Consider the following 23303-nt stretch of genomic DNA (forward strand, 5'->3'; position numbering starts at 1 on the left):
ATACGCTCTAAATACATGGAAGTAAAGTCAGACACATTAGAGAACCAGCATAGCAGTCTCAACGGTAGTGCTAATGGGGCTCAGGAAGCACTCGATCTGAAAGTTCTGCTCAACGTTTTGTCGATGGTGAAGAATGGTAACCTGAGTATCAGGATGCCAGTGACTCAGGCAGGTATTAACGGTAAGATCTGCGAAGTTTTAAATGATATTATCGACATAAATCAGCGTCTCGTAAGTGAAATCTCGGCAGCTGAGAATGTTATAGGAAAAAAAGGCAACCTGAGCAAGAGGATTGCAATGCCCGAAGCAAAAGGCGAATGGGCTAGAGGTGTAAACTCGCTCAACAGCCTTATCACGGATCTTACTTCCCCGGCACTTGAGATTGCAGGGATGATCAACTCAGTTGCGAATGGAGATTTGGCCAAACAAATACCACTTGAAATTAATGGTCAGCCATTAAAAGGGGAGTTCCTGAGAATGGCCAAGGAGTCCAATCAGATGCTTTCGAAGCTCCAACTTTTTTCGATGGAGGTTACGCGGGTTGCACGGCAGGTAGGATCGGAAGGAAAGCTTGGAGAACAGGCCAAGATTAAAGGTGTGGCTGGAGTATGGGCTGAACTCACGGATTCGGTGAACCAGATGGCGGGTAACCTTACAGCTCAGGTGAGGAATGTTGCCGCTGTGACAACAGCTGTTGCTAAAGGAGACCTTTCCCGGAAGATCACGGTGGAGGCGAAGGGCGAGATTCTAGAGCTGAAAAACACAATAAACACCATGGTGGATCAGCTGAACTCATTTTCTTCAGAGGTTACCAGGGTGGCACTCGAAGTAGGTACTGAAGGTAAGCTTGGTGGACAAGCGAAAGTTCCTGGAGTTGCTGGAACATGGAAGGATTTGACGGATTCAGTAAACCGGATGGCCGGTAATCTTACATCACAGGTGAGGAATATTGCTGGGGTAACCACTGCGGTTGCAAACGGTGACCTTTCCAAAAAGATCACGGTTGACGTTAAGGGGGAGATGCTCGAGTTGAAAAAGACTATCAATACGATGGTTGACCAGTTGAACTCTTTCGCATCCGAGGTTACACGTGTGGCCTTGGAAGTGGGTACGGAAGGAGAATTGGGTGGTCAGGCAAAAGTTAAGGGAGTTGGTGGTGTTTGGAAGGATCTTACCGATTCCGTGAATCAGATGGGAAGTAATCTTACCGATCAGGTGCGGAACATTGCTGGTGTAACCACTGCCGTTGCAAAAGGAGATTTGTCTCGAAAAATTACCGTTGACGCAAAGGGTGAGCTTCTAGAGTTAAAGAACACGATCAATACGATGGTGGATCAGTTGAACTCATTCTCGTCAGAGGTAACACGTGTGGCAAGGGAGGTAGGATCAGACGGACAGCTGGGAGGACAGGCAAATGTGCCAGGAGTCGGGGGAACATGGAAGGATTTAACGGATTCGGTGAACCAAATGGCCGGTAACCTTACAGGCCAGGTTCGGAACATTGCGGAAGTAACGACAGCTGTAGCGAAAGGTGACCTTTCAAAAAAGATCACAGTTGACGTAAAAGGCGAGATGCTGGAGCTTAAGATCACTATTAATACGATGGTGGATCAGCTAAATTCCTTCGGATCGGAGGTAACGCGGGTTGCACGTGAGGTAGGTTCTGAAGGCCAGCTTGGTGGTCAGGCGAACGTGCCAGGGGTTGGTGGTACCTGGAAAGATTTAACAGATTCCGTGAACAAGATGGCGGATAACCTGACATCGCAGGTGAGAAATATTGCCGAAGTAACTACGGCGGTGGCTAAAGGGGATTTGTCGCGGAAAATTACCGTGGATGCCAAAGGGGAACTTCTCGAGTTAAAGGACACTATCAATACGATGGTGGATCAGCTGCGGGGGTTTGCTTCCGAGGTTACGCGTGTAGCGAGGGAAGTGGGTTCTGAAGGTCAGTTGGGAGGCCAGGCTAACGTGCCGGGTGTTGATGGTACCTGGAAGGATTTAACGGATAGTGTGAATAAAATGGCAGGTAATCTTACCGCCCAATTAAGAAATATTGCAGACGTTTCTATCGCTGTGGCGAATGGTGACCTATCCAAGAAAATTACCGTTGACGTACGGGGTGAGATCCTTCAATTGAAAGAAACGATTAACACCATGGTGGATCAGCTCCGTGGTTTTGCATCCGAGGTAACGAGGGTGGCACGTGAGGTGGGAACGGATGGTAACCTGGGTGGACAAGCTTTTGTACCGGGTGTAGCAGGAACATGGAAAGATTTGACGGATTCCGTGAATCAAATGTCGAGTAACCTTACATCTCAAGTTCGTAACATCGCCGAGGTTACAAAAGCTGTGGCAGGTGGTGACCTTTCCAAAACCGTAATTATCGACGTAAAAGGCGAGATGATGGATTTGAAAAACACTATCAATACGATGGTGGATCAGCTAAACTCCTTTGCTTCTGAGGTTACACGGGTAGCTCGTGAGGTTGGTACAGAAGGTAAATTGGGTGGTCAGGCTCAGGTGAAAGGTGTAGGTGGGACCTGGAAGGATTTGACAGATTCGGTAAACCAAATGGCGTCTAACCTTACGGGCCAGATCAGGGGTATCTCGAAGGTGGCAACCGGAATCGCGAAAGGTAATTTGAAACAACGGTTATCAATTAATGCACTTGGTGAGGTTGCTCAGTTGACAGATACGATTAATGAGATGATCGACACGCTGGCGGTCTTTGCAGACCAGGTAACGACAGTTGCCCGTGAGGTAGGGGTTCAGGGCCGATTGGGCGGACAGGCAAGTGTGCCAGGTGCTTCAGGAACATGGAAAGATCTTACCGAAAACGTAAATCAGTTGGCTCAGAATCTTACTACTCAGGTGCGCTCCATTTCTGAGGTTGCATCCGCTGTAACCAAGGGTGACCTTACCCGAACTATTCGTGTGGACGCAAAAGGTGAGCTTGAGGCATTAAAGGATACGATCAATCAGATGATTGCTAATCTGAAAGATACAACATTGAGAAATCATGAGCAGGATTGGCTTAAATCTAACCTGGCCAAGTTTGCTCAGATGCTACAGGGACAGCGTGACCGAAACGCCGTTGCTAACAACGTGCTTTCCGAACTTGCCGAATTAGTAAATGCCAGATACGGTGCTTTCTACATTCTTGAACAGCCAGAATCTTCTGACGATCCAAAACTAAAACTGATTGCCGCCTATGCACAAAAAGGCAAAATTATGCGGAACCAGGAATTCTCTCTTAATGAGGGATTGGTAGGGCAGTGCGCATCGGATAAAGAGCAGATTAGATTAAATAACGTCCCGGGTGAATATTTAAAGATAAGTTCCGGAATTGGAAGTGCTCCTCCTTTGGACTTGGTGATTTTACCGGTTTTATTTGAGAATAATGTAAAAGCTGTAATCGAGCTGGCTTCTTTTGAAAACTTCAGCGATACACACATCGATTTCCTTGATCAGCTTACGGAGAGCATTGCGATCGTACTTAATAATATTGAGACAAATACTCGTACAGAGGAACTTTTGTCTCAGTCGCAATCACTGGCGGGGGAGCTTTCATCTCAGCAGGAAGAGTTGAGGCGGGCAAATGATGAGCTGCATGATAAAGGAAGATCACTGGAGGAGAAAGCTGAGCAGCTAACCCTTACTTCCAAATATAAATCCGAGTTCCTTGCAAATATGTCGCATGAGTTAAGAACACCACTTAACAGCTTATTGATACTGGCTCAGCAGCTTTTCGAGAATCACGAAGGTAACTTGAACGAAAAGCAAATAAGCTATGCAAAAACAATTCACTCATGCGGAGACGACCTTATCCAGCTGATAAATGACATCCTTGATCTTTCTAAGATAGAATCAGGAGTAATTTCGGCCGATATTATGTCGGTTGGGTTCAGGGAGATTGCATCGTTTGTGGAGACGACCTTCCGGCCTATCTCAGAAGCAAAGAATCTCAAGTTTGAGATTGATATTGAAGAAGGCCTTCCTGAGGTTATGGAGACTGATATTCAGCGTTTGAACCAGATCCTTAAGAATTTGCTATCAAACTCCTTTAAGTTTACCGAAAAAGGCAGCGTAAAACTGAATATTTACCGTCCAGACATCGAAAAATCAAATCCAATTCCGGGTGCCGATTCTGTAATCGCATTCGCAATTGAGGATACAGGTATTGGAATTTCTCAAACGACACAGGGGATTATCTTCGAAGCATTTCAACAGGCCGAAGGTTCTACGAGCCGTAAATACGGTGGTACCGGACTAGGTCTCTCTATCAGTAAGGGGTTTGCAGAGCTTTTAGGTGGAACTATTGGCGTTCAGAGCGACTTGGGTAAAGGAAGTACATTTACATTATACCTTCCCTTGAAATATAGTGAGGTGCCGGTGCCAGCAATTTTAAACGATCTTAAAGTTAAAGAAGAGTACGCGCCGGTGCATACCAAAACAATGCAAAATGACCCCGTTGAAGTGGTAATTGATGATGACAGGCACAATATTCTGCCCTCAGATAAGGTACTTCTTGTGATCGAAGATGATTTGCGTTTCACAAAAATTGTTATTGAAAGATCGCACAGTTACGGTTTAAAGGTAGTGGTGGCCACCCACTATCTGGCGATATTTGATGCCATAGCGAAATTTAATCCGATTGCCATAACCCTGGACGTTAAGATGCCTGAATCTAATGGCTGGAAAGTACTGAAAGCCCTAAAAAATAGTCTGAAATTCAGGCATATTCCTGTGCATTTGATTTCAGGTGAGGATGATCGATCTGCTGCTTTGAAATTTGGGGCAAGAAGTTTCCATTTGAAACCATTGTCCAATAGCGCCCTCGATGAGCTTATCATAGGGATAGTTAACTTCCATGAGCAGACTAAAAAGCGTGTGTTGTTGATCGAAGACAATGAAGTCGAGCTGGAACATCTTTCAAAACTTCTAGTAAATGACCATGTAACTGTCGTACCTGCAACCACAGGTAAAAAGGCGATCGCTATTCTTAAAAAGGAAATGTTCGATTGTATTATCGTCGATTACACACTTCCTGATGCCAAAGGCCTTGACCTGCTCAAGCAAATAAATTTGTTAAAGCGGCCTCAAACGACAGTCTTGCTGCATTCTGCCAGGGATTTTACATCCAATGAGTTGATTCAGTTGAAGCGGCTTACGTATAAATTGATAACCAAGACGCCAACTTCACATGGGACAATTCTTGAGGAAGTCTTAAACCTGCTTCACATTGACGTTAAGACGTTAAGCAATACGAAACTGGATCTTATAAGTAAGGTTAGGGATAATTCAGATATTCTGGATGGCAAGACTGCGCTGGTGGTTGACGATGATGTGCGAAATTTGTTTGCCCTTACAGCAGCTTTTGAACGTTCAAAGCTCAATGTTATAACAGCTGAAAGCGGAAGGGAGGCTTTAGAAATTCTAAGTGCGCAAAAGGGCATAGATATTGTGCTTATGGATATAATGATGCCCGAAATGGATGGCTATGAAACCATACAATGGATTAGGAAGGAAAACAAGAATAAGAACTTGCCTATTATTGCTGTAACTGCTAAAGCGATGCTTGGAGACAGGCAAAAGTGCATCGCCTCCGGCGCATCAGATTACATTACAAAGCCAGTTAAAACAGATCAGCTGTTGTCGCTGATGCGTGTTTGGTTATATTAATTTAAAACGCGATTAATTTGGATCCGGTTAAAATACTTTTAGTAGATGACAATGTGGACAATCTTATGTCCATGCAGGTAGTTTTGGAAAAAGATGAATATGCTTTTGTCACAGCAACTTCTGGTCGTGAAGCTTTGTCAATCCTGTTGAAGGAAGAAGATTTTTCTCTCATTCTGCTGGATATCCGGATGCCAATTATGGATGGATATGAAACAGCTGAAGTGATATACCAGCGTGATAAGCTAAGGAATATTCCCATCATTTTTATCAGCGGTCAGGATGATGAAGAGGCTGCAATATTTAAAGGCTATCAGGCGGGTGCTGTTGATTATATCCGTAAACCTTTCAATACCCAAATTCTCAGGTCTAAAGTTGCGATCTTTGTGGAGCTTTATCGTAAGAATCAAATCTTAAAAACCCAGGAGGAAAAGCTTACGCGGATAAATGGGGATTTGCGAAAACTGAATCAGGAGTTGGAAGATAGAGTAAAGGACCGTACAAAGGAACTCGAAAATCTTAATCACGAGCTTACAGATCTGAATATTTCCAAGGATAAGTTTTTATCGGTTATATCCCACGATTTGCGGAACCCCCTAACTGCTCTTTTAGCCTCATCTGATAGATTGAAGAAGAGTAAGGTTGAGAATGTGGAAGAAGTCCAGCATCTTGCTACAATAATTCATCGCACATCCAATAAAATATTAGAACAGCTAAATGAACTGGTCAATTGGGCGAAAAATCAACGTGAGAAAACAGCGTTTAACCCGGTAAGTATTCAGCTTAGAACCGGCATTGATATCTCCCTCGAGATTTTGAAACCAAATGCATCACAAAAGGATGTGAAGTTGGAAAATAATATTCCGGAGAACATTTTTGTGAAGGCTGATGTTTTTATGCTTCGCTCCATACTTCAAAATGTGGCGATGAATGCCATAAAATATACTCCTGAAGGGGGTATTGTCACCGTTTCAGCATCATTTTCAGACAATATGGTTGAAATTTGTGTAATGGATACAGGAATAGGGATGAGCAAGGAAGTGCAGCAGTCATTATTTACAAGTGTCAGCCCAGTATCCGTAACGGGTACAAACAATGAACAGGGATCGGGTTTAGGTCTTTTGCTCGTTCGTGATTTTGTAGCTCAGCATGGAGGTTCGATACAAATTGAAAGTGAGCTAGACAAAGGCACATGCTTTAAGTTTACCGTTCCTGCTGACAGCGTGGCGGAGACTGCCTGATGCAGCGTTGAGTATAAATAATTTAATTTTTATGATAGAAGGAATAAATTTCATTACTGATGAAAAAGGTCACCAGAAGGGAATTATCCTCGACCTTCCAGTACTAAAGAAACATAAAATTAAAGCTTCTGAAGTTATTGAAGCACTATCGGGTTTACAGCAATTGATCGACAATGCGGAGCATGACTCCAAAGAAGCCGGCAACTGGGGATCGGCAAAAGAAACACTTAAAAATCTGCATCCGTAATGCTGAAGCGGTAGATTATTTGTGGTATATTCAATTAAATCGTTCTTTTCGCAAAATTTAATTTTCCTAATTTAGCCGGCTCATTAAATTCATACATGACTACATCATTCGATTTTGAAAAACCTATTGCTGATCTTCAATCACAAATTGATAAGGTCAATCAGGTAGCAGATAAGACCAAGGTGGATATGTCGGCCACGCTGACTGAGTTGGAGGCAAAGATCGAAGCAACCCGACATGAAATTTATTCTAACCTGACCGGATGGCAAAAAGTCCAGATTTCACGCCACCCTGAACGCCCATACACACTTTCTTATATCGAGATGATTTGCGATGACTTCATCGAAATGCACGGCGATCGGACTGTCAAGGATGATAAGGCGATAGTTGGAGGTTTTGCGAGCATTGGTGGTGAAACCGTGATGGTCATTGGTCATCAAAAAGGTGTTAACACTAAGATGAGGCAGTACCGCAATTTTGGAATGGCTAATCCTGAAGGGTACCGGAAAGCCTTGCGATTGATGAAATTGGCTGAAAAATTCAATAAACCTGTAGTTACTTTCATAGACACCCCTGGCGCATACCCGGGTCTGGAGGCTGAAGAACGTGGTCAGGGGGAAGCGATTGCGAAAAACTTAATGGAGATGTCAGTGCTAAGGGTGCCAATTCTTTGCTTTATTGTGGGTGAAGGCGCATCTGGCGGTGCTTTGGGAATAGGTATTGGAGACCGTGTTTACATGTTGGAGCATACCTGGTACTCCGTTATTTCACCAGAATCATGTTCGTCGATCTTATGGCGTAGCTGGGACTTCAAGGAAAAGGCAGCAGATTGCCTTAAACTGACCTCCGAAGATATGTTCCACAATAAACTGATCGATGGAATAATAACCGAACCACTTGGAGGAGCGCATCATAATCCTGAACAAATGGCAAAATCCATACAAGATCGGATCATCAAAGACCTTAAAGAATTAAAACCCAGAGATATCGACTCAGTTATTAATGAGCGGATCGAAAAGTTTTGTGCAATGGGAGTTGTTGTCGAATCGTAGGGAACAAATTACACACAAAGTCATAAAGTAAAGGCCCTTACCGATTAATGGTAAGGGCCTTTGCTTTATAAAAGGTTTTGTTAGATCATTTACACTTATCGTAATCCCATGAATTTGCTGTCCATGGCGCTGTATCGCGCTTGTAATTTCTTATTGAGATCAGCCTGTTTGTTTTGAGCTGTAAGTTTTACCATTTCGGCAATCACATACATCCCGAGCTGCATTTCTCTAGCATTTAGATTTTCTTTTGTTTGAGCAATCGCCGATAGGTAGTTCAATTGATCCTCAATATAATCGGCCGTATTTATGATTAGTTCGTTAGCCTTTGCGGGCTCTTTAACTTTATAAAGCAAGTCGGCCATGTAGTATTTCCTGATCGTAAAATTGAGCGAGTAGTTATTGTCAGGAACAACTTCAATGCATTTTAACAACGCCTTGCGGGCTTCTTCTACCTTACCTTGCTTATAAAGGTTTTCTGCTAGTATATTGAAATGATTTATGATAGTGAAGCTCATTCTAAGTGATTCGGGATCTAAATAAGAAGCATTTTTCATGTTGCCCCATTTAAACTTCGTCATCATGTTATTGTACATGGCATCTGTGTTGGTCAGTTCTGGTTTGTCTCCCGATGCTGAATCAGCAACCTGAGGCTTTAATGGCAGCAAACGGTATGCAAAGCCTTCGTTATACAGGTAATTGTCCAAGCCTATATAATTGTCAGAAGGTACAGTTATCGCAAAATATATAGGTCTTTTCCAGTCGTTATGAGCCAGGATATCAATTAACGCTAATTCAGTCTTGGTTACGTAATTCTTATTGTACGACCAGTCCATTGATGGCGCAAGTAAGGATTGATAATTAGCCGGAACAGTTTTGGTAGCAATAACCTGTGCAGGATCTACTGTAATTTTGAAGTTTTTAGAAGGCAGGAAATTTTCTTTTGACCCATCCTGATAAGTCGCCTTATCTGCTTCGTCCTCAGAAGTTAAGATATCAAACAGATTTTTCAATTCGACGCTTCCCGGAACCTGGTAGTCCTGATATCCCATTACGTCACGAACTCCCTGAACAAATTTTTCGTCTGCCATAGTTATTGGCAGTGCATCAGCCTGGTTCACCTTCTTTTTCATCTGCCGGATATACCAGTCTGTGCCTAAAAGGCTAAGGTTTACAACCCGTACATCTGGTCGAATGTTCTCAACTTCCTGCGCATACCAAAGAGGGTATGTATCATTATCTCCATAGGTGAAAAGGATTGCGTTCGGTGCACAAGATTCAAGATAATCGGCCGCCATATCGCGGGCAGTGAACTTCGTAGAACGGTCGTGATCATTCCAGCCATCTTTTGCCATCAACATTGGGGCAGCCAATAAGCCTATCACAGTAGCAAGTACGGCAGCAGTCGGGGCTTTGACCTTAGAGCGGAAAAAGTCGGCGATTCCTGCAACACCGAGGCCGATCCAAATTGCAAAGGCATAAAATGATCCGGTATATGCATAGTCACGTTCACGAGGCTGTAAAGGGTTTTGATTAAGGTAAAGTACAATTGCAACTCCTGTAAAGAAAAACAGCAGCCCAACTATTCCAGCGTCTTTTTGATTCTTTTTGAAATGCCACAGGGCACCGATAATTCCAAGTATAAATGGTAAAAAATAATATCGGTTGTATCCGCCGTTTTCTACCTGACTTTTAGGAAGATCATACTGGCCTCCCAATAGCAGGTTATCAATAGGTTTTATCCCCGATAACCAATTGCCCTGAGTATAATTTCCATGGCCTTGTTCGTCGTTTTGTCTGCCAATAAAGTTCCAGGCGAAATAACGGGCATACATAAAACCTGTTTGGTAGCTCATTAGAAAGCCAATGTTATCAATAAAAGTGGGTGATTGAGTTTCGGTCATTCCCATCCAATCGCGATAAGTCGCCACATGTTGGGGGTCGTCACTATACATTCGGGGCATTATGGTATTTCGATCATATACTCGCTCGTATTTTTGGCCAGCAGACTCATATTTTTCTTTCCCCTTTCGATAAATAATATCACCCTGTTTACTGTCTATGGGTTTTGAATCAAAATACTGACCATATGCTAACGGTCGGTCACCATATTGTTCACGATTTACGTAGCTCAATAGTGAAAAAGCATTATCAGGATCATTATTATTCAGGGTTGGGTCAGCTTTAGCGCGAATGACAATCATCGCAAATGAACCATATCCGAAAATGATAAACACAATCGATACCAATGCAAGGTTGAGTACGCGACGTTTATCGCGAATTTTTAACATATACTCTAATATGGCAAGGATTATTCCTGAGACAATGAGACCGCCGATTCCACCACCTATGGTCATTAGAGCGACAAACGCAGTAACAGCGGTAAGCAGGTGGGCTTTCTCACCATTAATCGTATAAAATATACCTGCGGTAAGAGCAGTTACTACAAGAATTCCAAAGAAAACTATTCCTGTTCCAAAACCTAAACCGAGAGTGTTTACAAAAAACAGATCGGAATAAGCGGCAAATTTTATCATGTACTGAACAATACCATATTGGATAAAAGCAAGTATGATTATACCAGCCAGCAATGTTAAAAGCGTTCCAGATGAAGTCCTCACTGCAGAGCGCCTGAAGTAGTAGACCAAAGATATAGCTGGGATTGCGAGGAGGTTAAGCAAGTGCACCCCGATAGAAAGTCCCATTACATAAGCAATGAAAATAAGCCATCTGTCAGCATATGGTTCATCAGCATGCTGATCCCATTTCAAGATCGCCCAAAAAACAACAGCCGTGCATAATGAAGAAAGGGGATATACCTCTGCTTCAACGGCCGAAAACCAGAATGAGTCTGAAAATGTGTAAGCTAGGGCACCAACAAGGCCGGAACCCATGATCGTGATCATTTCACCCTGTGTTAAACTGACGCCGGGTTTAGCGATGATTTTACGTGCAAGCGCTGTAATTGTCCAGAACAGAAATAGGATGGTTGCTGCACTGGCCAATGCAGAACATATGTTTATCCAAAATGCCACCCTGCTTGTATCTCCACCTGCAAGAAGAGAAAAAACTTTGCTTACCATCAAATACAATGGCGCTCCGGGCTGATGGACTACTTGTAATTTATAAGCTGAAGCAATAAACTCTCCCGAATCCCAGAAACTAGTGGTCGGCTCCAGAGTAAAAGTATATACAATTAAGGCCGTCAGGAAACATAGCCATCCCAACAAATTATTGGTTCTATTATAGTTCATAGAGTTCAGTTCAAATATTGCTGCCGAAAATAGTGAATTTGACGTACAAATGGCGCAAGGTTTAACACTAATTAACACTGGGACGCAGGAAAACAATAGCTCAGATACAACTCTCCACTTCCATAACGGACTGGTAAGTAAGCGCTCGTTCCTTATTTTTCAGGTTGACGAAGCTTTCACCTTGTTGAACCCTCATTTTATATCGATGATTAAGGTTGTGGTCTACTCGCGACAACAAAAATCGATTTTCATTTGCACTTTATAGTTTATCACACTATATTTGCATTCCATTTCAAAAAGACCTTCTTTTTGATTTTGATTGCCCGATAGTATAATGGTAGTACGACTGTTTTTGGTGCAGTTTGTCTTGGTTCGAATCCAGGTCGGGCAACCATAAAAATTTCGAGTTTCGGAATTGTAGATAATAAGGCCGTAAACGACCTGACATATTGAGTATCTGTTTTTAATCATCGATATCCGAAACAAAAATGCCTCTATCTTTTAATCCGATCAAATTATTCGCAGGCTCAGGCACTATTGACCTTGCAACCAAAATTGCTGCGGCATATGGTAAAAGCCTGGGGGACGTTGTCCTTTCACGCTTTAGCGACGGTGAATTTCAGCCCCATTTTAATGAATCGGTACGTGGTTGCGATGTTTTTCTAATCCAGTCGACCAATCAGCCCAACGATAATCTTATCGAGCTGTTATTGATGACAGATGCTGCAAAACGGGCTTCAGCTCATTATATTACTGTGGTCGTTCCATACTTTGGTCTAGCCAGGCAGGATCGAAAAGATAAGCCCAGGGTAGCTATTGGCGCTAAGCTTATGGCGAATTTGATTACCGCAGCTGGGGCACACCGAATAATGACAATGGATTTGCACGCAGCCCAGATCCAAGGTTTCTTTGATATACCGGTTGATCATTTAGATGCATCGGTAATCTTTGTGCCCCATATCAAAAGCTTGAATTTACCAAATCTGACTATTGCATCACCAGACATGGGAGGCTCATACAGAGCACGCACATTTGCAAAATATTTCAACGCAGAAGTGGTTATCTGTGATAAACAGAGAAAGCGGGCAAATGAAATTGAATCTATGTCGATTATCGGAGATGTTACCGGGCGAGATGTGGTTTTGATCGATGACATTTGTGATACAGCAAGGACACTCGCGAAAGCTGCTGAACTGATCATGGAAAATGGGGCGAATAGTGTAAGGGCTGTATGTACACATCCGGTTCTTTCAGGTGATGCTTATAAAACAATTGAAAACTCAGCGTTGGCGGAAATGATCGTAACCGATACTATTGCAGCCAAGCAGACCAGCCCTAAAATAAGAGTGCTTTCCACAGCTGACTTGTTTAGTCGAGCCATCGCAAATGTTAACGAACATGGCTCTATGAGTGCTTTGTTCAATATTGATTAAAATAAAGAGATCAAAAGAAGTTAGTTTGATTGTAGGAGTATCCAATGGTCAACGACAAATAAACAATAACAAATAAATAAAAAATGAAATCAATTGCTATTAGCGGTTCTCCAAGAGAGAACGTAGGGAAAAGAGACGCTAAAGAGCTGCGTTACGAAGGTAAAGTGCCTGCAGTTCTTTATGGTGGAAAAAACCAAATCCACTTTTCTGTGTCTGCATCTGATTTGAGAGGTTTGGTGTATACACCAGAAGTTTCATTCGTTGCGCTGGAAGTTGCTGGGGTTAAAGCACAAGCTATCATCCAGGATGTACATTTTCACCCATTAACTGACCAACCACTTCACGTGGATTTCTTGGAACTTGATGAGAAGAAACCAGTAGTTATGCAGATCCCTGTAAAACTTACCGGAACTTCACCAGGTGTAAAGATTGGTGGTAAATTAGTTCAAAAGCTTCGTAAACTACGTGTTAAAGCTTTACCTAAAGATATGCCACAGTATGTTGAAGTTAGCATCGAAAAACTTGATGTTGGTAAATCAGTGGGTGTAGGAGAATTAAAATTCGACAACTTCAAAATAACAAATAATGCTGAAGATACCATTGTTTCTGTAACCATGTCACGTGCGTTGAAACAAGCGGAGAACGAAGCGAAGAAATAAACCAAGGAATGGTTTAAGAAGAAGTCCCGGTTTACCGGGACTTTTTTTTTACTCAAGCATTCCTGCAAACTTTCTCATATTTGCATAGCATGAAATACCTTATTGTAGGCTTAGGAAACATAGGCCCTGAATATGCCGACACCCGCCATAATATCGGATTTATGATTGCCGATGAATTGGCTAAGCAAGAACATTCGTCCTTTTTTAATATGAGGCTGGCCAACTATACAGAGTTTAGCTATAAAAGTCGGAAAGTTCATTTAATTAAACCTACAACATATATGAACCTGAGTGGAAAAGCGCTGAATTATTGGATGCAAGATTTAAAAATTCCTGTTGAAAATGTTTTGGTTCTTGTTGATGAGCTTGCGCTTCCCCTGGGAACTGTAAGACTCAAACCTAAGGGCAGTGCTGGTGGACATAATGGTCTTAAAAGTATAGAGATGGCTTTAGGACATTCTAATTATTCTCGCTTGCGATTTGGTGTGGGGGATAATTTCCCCAAAGGCCGTCAGGTAGATTATGTTCTTAGTGGTTTTGATGATGATGAACAGCCTGAGTTACCGGCATTGATAGATCGATCGGTGGAAATGGTTAAAAGTTTCATTGCTGTCGGGCCTGAACTTACCATGACCAGGTTCAATAAATAATCAGCACGATAATTCCTTATAGGGGCGAAAGCTATTAACTAAAGAACTAGTTGAAAAACTAGTAGTTTAGTTTTAAATTGCACAGAGTAAAAACTATGTCCGGCAATTTATGGAATTTCAATAGTTTTTTAATCTAATGGTATAAGGTCTTTTAACACTAGTTAACACGGTTTAACATTTGGGCTAAGTTTTTTAGTGCAACTTTATTGCTATAAAGCAACTTTGGCGAATTTTTACAGTCCTATCAAAAAACTAAATTAAAATTATGAGATTTTTTCTACTTGTTCTTCTGGGTTTCGGAGTTAACGCCACTGCGCAAACTGCAGCCCCTCTAACAACATACGACATAAAAGGAAGTGTCGTTGATTCCGCGTCAGGGAAGGGCCTAGACTATATCACAGTAGGATTAAAAACAGATAAAAATATTGGTGTTAAGTCGGGTCTTACCGGTACTGACGGCAAGTTTACATTTACCGGAATAAAAGCTGGGAAGTACTCATTGGTGATCGTTGCCGTAGGTTACAAACAAAGGAATATTTCGTTCGATCTTTCCGAAAGCAAAGATATGGGGCCGATTCTCATAACAGCATCAAACACTAATCTAAAGGAAGTTATTGTTTCAGCAGATCGGCCTTTAATTAAGCAAGATATTGATAAGATTTCATACGATTTACAGGCCGATCCTGAAAGTAAAATAAATAGCGTCCTTGAAATGATGCGGAAAGTACCATTACTTTCATTGGATGCGGAGGAAAACATTCAGCTTAAGGGTAGTGGCAATTACAAAATCCTTATCAATGGAAAGCCTTCAGGCATGGTCGATAAAAATCCGAAAGATATTCTTCGGAGTATGCCCGCTTCAAGTATACAGAGTATTGAAGTGATTACTAATCCCCCGTCAAAGTACGATAGTGAAGGTCTGGCAGGTATTATCAATATAATTACTAACAAGAAAATTGACAACGGATATAATGGAAGTGTCAATTTTAACCAGCGTTTTCCCGTTGGCGGGCCTGGTGTGGGTGGATCATTCAATTTCAAACAGGGCAAGTTTGGAGCATCAGGGTATGGAGGATTTAATTCTTATAGCTCGCCTGCAACTGACAGTTATAACACGAGGTTAACGACGGGGGCCGCTCCAACAGATCTTACACAAAACTCTTCACGTGATTTTGATAGTAATAATGGATATCTAGGTACTGAACTTAGTTTTGAGATCGATAGCCTAAACCTTATTTCCGGTCAGTTTGGACTTAATGGCGGAAAGTTTGCGAACACTTCCCTGGCAAAATCAATATTAAGGGGCTCGACTGGAATAATTCAGGGATATGATATTTTAAACGTTGGGAAAAGTCTGCGGGATGGCTATGACGCATCGTTGAATTACCAGCTTGGATTTAGGAAGAATAAAAACAGGCTTCTGACTTTCTCCTACCGCGTTTATACCTATGGAGAAGGACAAGATAATAGTTTGACGGTTTCGAATAGGTTGAATTATAATATTCCAGATTATAGTCAAACCAACGATGGTTACTCTTCCGAGCAAACCGTACAGGTAGACTATGTACATCCGCTTAAAAAATTTACAATTGAAGGCGGTATAAAAGGTATCATCAGAGCGAACGAAAGCGATTTCCAATACAACAACCTGAATGCTGTAACGGGTGAATATGTTCCAGATCTCTCAAGAACTAATAAGTTTAATAACGACCAAAGTATTTGGGGAGCGTATAACTCATACCAGTATAATTTAAAAAACTGGGGATTTAAGGGAGGACTGCGTCTTGAAGAAACAATAGTAGATGCGGATTTCGTTTCATCCGGAGCTCAAATCGAACAAAATTACTTCAATCTTATACCTTCCGTTTCAGTGAACCGGAAGTTTAAAAATATGAGCAGCATCAGTTTTGGATATACTCAGCGAATTCAGCGTCCTGGCATATGGAACCTTAATCCATTTGTAGACAGGTCTAACCCCAATTTTGAATCAACGGGAAACCCGAATCTGAGACCAGTACTTTCAAACAATTTTCAAGTCAACTATAGCAAATTCAAAAAGGGATCCATTAACATCGGCATGAGCTATGCATTCTCCAATAATACTATGCAACGTATTGCTGTGTTTGATCCAGCTACAAATATCACACGAAGTACTTTTGAAAATATAGGGAAAGATAAATCGATAGGCAGTAATTTCAATGTTAATTATCCGATTACTAAACAATGGAATTTCAGTTTAAGCGGTAATCTGAATTATGTGTTTATTGAAGGGATTGTAAATGGAACGCTGACTAAAAACGATGGAATGAGGGGATATTTCTTTGGCTCTAGTGGTTACCGTTTTGAAAAAGGTTTGCGGATAAATGCTAACATGCAGTACATGACTCCTTACATCATGCTGCAAGGAAAAGGAAACTCGAATGTTTACTTTGGATTAAGTGCTAGTAAGGACATAATTAAAGACAAACTATCTTTCTCTGCCTCTACAAACAATCCATTTAATAAGTTCAGGAACTTCACTAACCAAACAAACGGCGGTAATTTCAGTCAGTTTAGCAGCTCAACGAGCTACTTCAGATCTTTCGGGGTGAGTATGAACTACCGTTTCGGCAAACTCAAAGAAGCCATTAAAAAGAACAAGAGAGGAATCAGTAATGATGACGTATCCGGCAGTAGTTCGGGCGGAACTCAGTAATTTTTATATTTGCTTTTATGAAAGTATATGGAATTAAAAATTGCAATACAGTAAAGAAAGCTCTTGATTGGTTGAAGGAGAATAAGATCGAATACGATTTTCATGATTTTAAAAAGCTGGGGATCACAGATGGGAAACTTGAAGAGTGGTCTGCAAAGCTGGGTTGGGAGCCACTGGTAAACAAGCGTGGAACAACATGGAAACAGCTTGATTCCGAACGGCAAGCGTCTATAAATTCGAAAGCAGAAGCATTCAAGCTTATGCAGGAAAAAACAAGCGTTATTAAACGGCCTGTGATTGAAAACGATCATGGAATACTTCTTGGCTTTGATGAGAATGTCTATAAAAAGCATTTTGATATTGCTTAAGCGAGTTTCCAATCTCTGATGTCATAATATTTTCCTTAATTTGTCTCTTTAAAATTTTTTCAGATGGGCAGGTTAAAATTCTTTACACTCACGTTAATTTGTTTAGCGGCGACGTTACACACGTATTCACAGCAAGCCGCTTCCGGGCAAAGCGTTACCTTGCAGTCGGCATCCAAGTATGACTACCACGACACGTTCGGTCCGGTTTTTTATACCAAAAATGGCGATGAAGTCAGGTCTGCGAGTGGCCAGCCCGGACCAAAATATTGGCAAAACCGGGCAGACTATAAATTGTCTGTAAGGCTTAACGACCAAACAAATGAGATTACGGGCACCGAGATTTTAACCTACACCAATAATAGTCCAGATAGAATGTCTTTCATCTGGATGCAGCTTGATCAGAATCTTTTTAAGGAGGATTCACGAGGACACGCATTGATACCTCCGGGAGGCAGCAGAAGCGGTGCCCACGGTCAGAAGTTTGACGCGGGTTATAAAATTAAGTCGGTAAAAATTGTAGAGCTGGAAAACGGCCGCTCAGTAGAAAAAAGCCCGGAATACTTTATCGATGATACTCGTATGCAAATATACCTTCCGTCAGAGTTGCCAGCTGGTGGTGGAAAGTTGCAGGTAAAAATAGAATACTCATTTATCTCTCCAGAGTACGGTTCTGACCGGATGGGAATTCTAAATACCAGGAATGGAAAGATATTTTCTGTGGCTCAGTTTTATCCACGGATGTGCGTATACGATGATGTGGCGGGATGGAACACTATCCCATATTTGGGACCGAGTGAGTTTTATCTTGAGTATGGCGATTTCGACTTGAGCATTACCGTTCCGGCAAACCATATAGTTGTGAGTTCGGGTGAGTTGATGAATCCCAAAGAGGTATATACCGCCGAGCAACAAAAACGTTGGGCTGATGCTGCCCAGAGTGATAAAACAGTAATTATACGCTCGGCGTTGGAGGTTACTGATTCGAAATCAAGGCCGGCGGGTAAAAGTGAACTCACGTGGAAATTTACTTTAAGGAACGCGCGGGATGTTGCATTTGCGTCGTCAGCAGCATTCATAATTGATGCAGCCAGGATGAATCTTCCTAGTGGTAAAAAATCCATGGCAATCTCTGCCTATCCTGTTGAAAGCGATGGGCCTGCGGCGTGGGGAAGATCCACGGAGTATAATAAAGCATCAAACGAATTTAACTCCAAAAAGTGGTTGGAGTTCCCTTACCCGGCAGCAACAAATGTTGCTTCAAATGTTGGAGGAATGGAATATCCGGGAATCGTTTTTTGTGGAGCAACCGCAAAAGGTGAGGGCCTTTGGGGCGTAACTGACCATGAGTTTGGCCATGCATGGTTCCCTATGATAGTAGGGTCGAACGAGCGTGTCCATGCGTGGATGGATGAAGGGTTCAATACATTTATTAACTCACTGGCTAGCGAGGACTTTAATAACGGAGAGTATAAGCCGAAACCTTATGACTGGCATGCTTACGGAAAATTACTAACCAATTCAGCTTTGGAACCGGTGATGAGCAGTCCCGATAATATGAAAGAACCTAGTATAGGTTACCTGGCCTATTATAAACCTGCTGCTGGACTTACATTGCTTCGTGAGCAGGTATTAGGTGCAGAACGTTTCGACCGGGCTTTTAAAGAGTACGTCAGGCGGTGGGCATATAAACATCCGACACCAGATGACTTCTTCCGAACGATGGAAAATGTATCAGGGGAAAATCTTGCATGGTTTTGGCGCGGATGGTTCCTGAATAATTGGAAGCTGGATCAGGCTGTTGCTGGGGTATCTTATGTAAAAAATGATCCTAAGCTAGGTGCCTATATCACGCTGGATAATCTGGAGAAGATGGCTATGCCGACAATCCTTCAGATCGAAACAAAAAGTGGTAAGGTTAGCCGGATCAAACTACCGGTTGAAGTTTGGGAGCGGAACCTACGTTTCACTTTTCTTTATCCATCAGAAGAGGAGATCAAAACCGTAATATCTGATCCGGACAAGGTGATGCCTGACTCCAACTCCGCTAACAATATCTGGACAGCAAATTAGTAGAGGGACAATAAAGGAAATTGCATTCAGAATGAACTGAATGCAATTTCCTTTATTAGAAAATGTTGATGATCCGGCGAGCCTGACGCTGCAGTTTCCTCGATTTCTTGATCTTGGAACGATCAGTTTTTCCTTTCCTATACACTCTGGCTACCTTCCTTACCACCTTTTTCATTTTCCGTTTCTTTACTCTTTTGCTTTTGGCAGAGCTTTTTTCACTCTTTCCAAAAATTAATTTTATTACAGTATTTGAAGTGGTCGTAGTCGCTGCTTCAACTCGGGCTTCCGGAATTACTGCCGTAAAAAGAAAGAGGAATACAAGGAAGAAAATGCTCTTTTTCATAACGTTGACGATTTTGTTCAAAAAAAAATTGGGTTTAATGAAATGACGCACATTTTGCGGATTACGTTGCATCCTTACGAAAATATCAAACATTATATTGCTTGTACACTAAATGTGGAACTTTCTAGTTTAAAAACCCTGAGTTTGGATGTATTTCAGATGGTTCATGACAGCCTTTAAGTCGCCATAGGAAATAGTCTCGCCCAGTTCCATTTTCGTTTCACTTGTTGTTTTCCCGGGATTTTGTACAATATGTGCCATGATACGCGCTACTTTAATTTTGCTCACTATATCAAATACAGATATTTCCCCGCTGGTAATAAAATTTGCTAAATGTGATTCAATAGTTCCGGTTGTTAATGCCCTATCGCTGGCAATTTCAGCAACAGTTTTCCCGGATTGAAATAGAGCAAGAGAAACTTTTTTGGAGTCAATCTTGGCGGGTTTATCTTTTACGGGCAGGATGATTTCACTTCGTTCAATGTCATTTTCACGGCAATAAGAATTTATAATTTCTAGAATTTCAGGCCCGAATTGTTTGACTTTCATTTTGCCAATTCCTTTAATAGTTTCAAGTTCACCGAGGCTTGAGGGAAGTATCTCTACAAGTTCAAGAATTGATTTCTGGGCGAGTACGAGGTAAACGGGCATGTTTTTTTCTTCTGCAAGTTCATCCCGCCATTCTTTTAATCTTTGATATAATTCCGGATGGGTAATGTTTTTTGATAAGGCAGCTTTTGGCTGAAAGCTTGGGTTAGCGGATGATTGATCAATTTCCGTATCTGCCTTGGTTTTTAGGTAGGAAGATGTAGAAAAACCTCCCGAACAAAGTTTCATTAAAGCAAGCTTGACGTTAATTTCTTTCGATAATCCATCCATTATGTCACTAAGGGTGGACTTTACCGATTTATTGTCGGTGTCGGTATTTAATCCGGGCAAGCTACCTTTCAAAGCAGAATTAATTTTTTCGTTAAAATAAGCGCTGGCTTTTTTAACTCTTATTTGGAGTTCTGAATTATCCTCAGGCAGAGAATTCTCACCAAGCAGACTTCGAATTTGTCTTTTAAAGGTTTCGCCAATTTCAAAAACCTCCTTGTCTGCTGTAGCTTTGATATTGTCCAATACTGTCTGGAATTGCGGATTCAGGATGGTATGATGATCTTCAAATACCTTTCGGAGTTGATATAAAAAGGCTTTGATAGAAGTAAAATCAAAAAGCTCGTAAAGAAGATCTTGCTGAAATTCAATTTTTGCATCATTTAGATCCGCCTCGCTTGGTTCATTTGAGTTTCTGGTATATTCAGCAACCGTCCCATCAGTTTTTACACTATTGAATGCAATTGGGGAACGAAGGACCATTCCTTCAAAACTTTTGCAACGGCTAAGTGCTACATACACCTGACCGTGAGCAAAAGCCAGATTTGCATCGATAATGGCTTTTTCAAAGGTTAGCCCCTGACTTTTGTGGATGGTAATAGCCCAAGCCAGTTTTAACGGGTATTGGGTAAAAGTGCCAATCACTTTCTCCTGTACTTCCTTCGTAAGGGGATCGAGTACGTATTTAATGTTGGTCCATTCGACCGGACTTACGGCAATTTCAGAATATTCACCCGGGCATTTTACATAGATAAGTTCATCTGTGATGTTCGTAACCACGCCAATTTTGCCATTATAATATAAGCGCTCACGCGAAGAATCATTTTTAACAAACATGATTTGCGCACCTTTTTTTAATTCGAGCTCCGGAACCGTAGGATAGGAATATTCGGGAAAATCATCCTGTATACGTGCGCTGAAAAACTTTGCAGGCTTTTCAATTTGAGCAAGCTTGGTTTCATTTATATCCTGCGCAGTTTTGTTATGTGTCGTAAGGATAATATAACCCTCATCGTCGGCCGGATTAAAATTTGGGATGTACCGTTCATTGAGTTTATTCAATACGCCCTGATCAATTTCGTTTTGACGTACGCTATTCAAAAGGCTGATAAATTTTGTATCTGCCTGGCGGTAAATGTGTTTCAGCTCTATGCTAACAGGTTTGGTTTGGCTCAATGCCTGGCTGCTGAAGAAAAACATATTTGGGTAGAAACTCTTTAACATCATCCAGTCTTCATCTTTAACGACCGGGGAAAGTTGGTGCAAATCGCCAATCATTAGAAGCTGAACGCCTCCGAAGGGCTTATGATGATTTCTATACCGCCTCATCACCTCATCAATGTGATCAAGTGTATCGGCTCGTACCATACTGATTTCATCAATAACCAGTAAATCGAGGCTTCTAATCAGATTGATCTTGTCTTTGCTAAACCTTTTATGTTGGCCGTTTTTATTTGTCGTGCCGGGGATATAGGGGCCAAATGGAAGCTGGAAAAATGAATTTATAGTAACACCCCCGGCATTAATAGCAGCCACACCTGTTGGTGCTACAACCGTCATACGTTTTGGAGACGATTTCTTTAGGTGGTGTAGGAAGGTTGTTTTACCTGTCCCTGCTTTACCGGTAAGAAATATATTCCTGTCGGTGAATTGTACGAAGTTAAAAGCCAGTTCAAGCTGGGCATTTTGTTCCATTTGCTTTAATTCGGGAGATGTGCGGCAAGATAAAAATTTAATTCTTAAAGGCAGGATTGATGCCTTTCGCTAAGCCATTTATACCACTAAATGAACTAAGAATTTAGCGGGTTTGCCTCCTGCTGAAAATCAAAAGTGGAAGAATCTTTAACCTAATTCGTACATTTATTGGCAAATCCATTTACATGAAAATAAGATTTTTAGTACTTCTAGCATTATTAGTTAGCTTTTCAATAACTTCTATCAGCCAGTCCCGCTCCCAGACATATTTTGAGATTAAAGTCTATCATTTTGAAAGTCTGAATCAGGAAGCTATGATCGATGGATACCTGAAAGATGCTTTTCTGCCGGCTTTGCACAGAACAGGTATAAAGAATATTGGGGTTTTTAAACCTGTTGGAAACGATACACTTGCTGACAAACGGGTGTATGTCCTGATCCCATTAAAATCTGCAATACAGTATGCGGACCTGCCCGAAATACTCTCGAAAGATTCAAAGCTGCAAGCTGATGGCAGAACTTACCTAGAAGCCACACCTGATAAGGTACCTTATAAAAGAATGGAATCGATATTCCTTAAAGGGTTTGCTGATATGCCGTACCTGCAGCTTCCATCGTTGAAGAATGATCTCTCTAAACGTGTTTATGAACTGAGGAGTTATGAAGGACCCACAGAGAAGATGTATGCAAGGAAAGTGGAGATGTTTAACAAAGGTGGCGAGATCGCATTATTTAAGAGGCTCGGGTTCAACGCTCTTTTTTATGGAAGTGTGATCGCCGGAAGCAGAATGCCTAACCTGATGTACATGACAACCTTCGAAGATATGCCATCAAGAGATGCCCATTGGAAAGCTTTTTCAGCCTCTCCGGAATGGAAGGAGCTTTCCGCTATGGAATATTATAAACGCACGGTTTCCAGGAACGAAACCATTCTGTTGAAGCCGGTAAGTTATTCCGAAATTTAAAGGTAGTTAACGGATAAAATGCGGGTCCTTCTCATCGCATTAGCGTATGGAGCGCCAATGTTCGGTAATTTTTTGATCA

Annotated in this window: 14 protein-coding genes and 1 tRNA gene; 12 read left to right on the top strand and 3 right to left on the bottom strand. The window is 41.7% G+C overall.

The window, feature by feature from the left end:
• Nucleotides 1-15: 15 nt before the first annotated feature.
• The 4 genes from B5X60_RS15055 to B5X60_RS15070 all read left to right on the top strand — a co-directional run bounded on the left by B5X60_RS15055 (nt 16) and on the right by B5X60_RS15070 (nt 8219).
• The gene (locus tag B5X60_RS15055; RefSeq protein ID WP_079703543.1) at nt 16-5682 is read left to right on the top strand and encodes a HAMP domain-containing protein; all 5667 of its coding nucleotides are present in this window, start codon (nt 16-18) and stop codon (nt 5680-5682) included.
• Between the two features lie 17 nt (nt 5683-5699).
• Nucleotides 5700-6920, top strand: coding sequence for a hybrid sensor histidine kinase/response regulator (locus B5X60_RS15060; RefSeq protein WP_079703544.1), 1221 nt, complete (start codon nt 5700-5702; stop codon nt 6918-6920).
• A gap of 31 nt (nt 6921-6951) precedes the next feature.
• A complete protein-coding gene (locus B5X60_RS15065) occupies nt 6952-7167 on the top strand; it encodes a hypothetical protein (RefSeq protein WP_079703545.1) in 216 nt (71 codons plus the stop codon).
• Nucleotides 7168-7262: 95 nt separating this feature from the next.
• The gene (locus B5X60_RS15070; protein ID WP_079703546.1) at nt 7263-8219 is read left to right on the top strand and encodes an acetyl-CoA carboxylase carboxyltransferase subunit alpha; all 957 of its coding nucleotides are present in this window, start codon (nt 7263-7265) and stop codon (nt 8217-8219) included.
• A 95-nt stretch (nt 8220-8314) separates the two neighbouring features.
• On the opposite strand, the gene B5X60_RS15075 is transcribed toward B5X60_RS15070, so the two are convergent.
• Nucleotides 8315-11470, bottom strand: a complete 3156-nt coding sequence (locus B5X60_RS15075) for a glycosyltransferase family 117 protein (protein WP_079703547.1) — start codon at nt 11468-11470, stop codon at nt 8315-8317.
• Between the two features lie 320 nt (nt 11471-11790).
• Between B5X60_RS15075 and B5X60_RS15080 the strand changes: the two genes are divergently transcribed.
• The 7 genes from B5X60_RS15080 to B5X60_RS15110 all read left to right on the top strand — a co-directional run bounded on the left by B5X60_RS15080 (nt 11791) and on the right by B5X60_RS15110 (nt 19345).
• A tRNA-Gln gene (locus B5X60_RS15080) sits at nt 11791-11864 on the top strand.
• Nucleotides 11865-11958: 94 nt separating this feature from the next.
• On the top strand, nt 11959-12903 hold the full coding sequence (locus B5X60_RS15085; protein WP_079703548.1) for a ribose-phosphate pyrophosphokinase: 945 nt from the start codon (nt 11959-11961) through the stop codon (nt 12901-12903).
• A gap of 83 nt (nt 12904-12986) precedes the next feature.
• Nucleotides 12987-13562, top strand: a complete 576-nt coding sequence (locus B5X60_RS15090) for a 50S ribosomal protein L25/general stress protein Ctc (RefSeq protein WP_079703549.1) — start codon at nt 12987-12989, stop codon at nt 13560-13562.
• Nucleotides 13563-13651: 89 nt separating this feature from the next.
• A complete protein-coding gene (pth, locus tag B5X60_RS15095; protein ID WP_079703550.1) occupies nt 13652-14212 on the top strand; it encodes an aminoacyl-tRNA hydrolase in 561 nt (186 codons plus the stop codon).
• Nucleotides 14213-14477: 265 nt separating this feature from the next.
• Nucleotides 14478-16907, top strand: coding sequence for an outer membrane beta-barrel family protein (locus tag B5X60_RS15100; protein ID WP_079703551.1), 2430 nt, complete (start codon nt 14478-14480; stop codon nt 16905-16907).
• Between the two features lie 17 nt (nt 16908-16924).
• Nucleotides 16925-17275 (top strand): ArsC family reductase, encoded by a 351-nt coding sequence (locus B5X60_RS15105; RefSeq protein ID WP_079703552.1) that lies wholly within the window; start codon nt 16925-16927, stop codon nt 17273-17275.
• A gap of 63 nt (nt 17276-17338) precedes the next feature.
• Nucleotides 17339-19345: a M1 family metallopeptidase gene (locus tag B5X60_RS15110; protein ID WP_079703553.1), complete on the top strand. Its 2007-nt coding sequence runs from the start codon at nt 17339-17341 to the stop codon at nt 19343-19345.
• Nucleotides 19346-19400: 55 nt separating this feature from the next.
• Here the strand turns inward: B5X60_RS15110 and B5X60_RS15115 are convergent, their stop codons facing one another.
• Nucleotides 19401-19688: a hypothetical protein gene (locus B5X60_RS15115; protein ID WP_139377500.1), complete on the bottom strand. Its 288-nt coding sequence runs from the start codon at nt 19686-19688 to the stop codon at nt 19401-19403.
• Nucleotides 19689-19817: 129 nt separating this feature from the next.
• Nucleotides 19818-22259: an HRDC domain-containing protein gene (locus tag B5X60_RS15120; protein WP_079703555.1), complete on the bottom strand. Its 2442-nt coding sequence runs from the start codon at nt 22257-22259 to the stop codon at nt 19818-19820.
• A 185-nt stretch (nt 22260-22444) separates the two neighbouring features.
• Here B5X60_RS15120 and B5X60_RS15125 point away from each other — a divergent pair, with 185 nt between their 5' ends.
• On the top strand, nt 22445-23224 hold the full coding sequence (locus B5X60_RS15125; protein ID WP_079703556.1) for an NIPSNAP family protein: 780 nt from the start codon (nt 22445-22447) through the stop codon (nt 23222-23224).
• Nucleotides 23225-23303 lie beyond the last annotated feature (79 nt).

The sequence above is a fragment of the Daejeonella lutea genome (genome assembly GCF_900168015.1).
GTDB classification, from domain to species: Bacteria; Bacteroidota; Bacteroidia; order Sphingobacteriales; family Sphingobacteriaceae; genus Daejeonella; species Daejeonella lutea.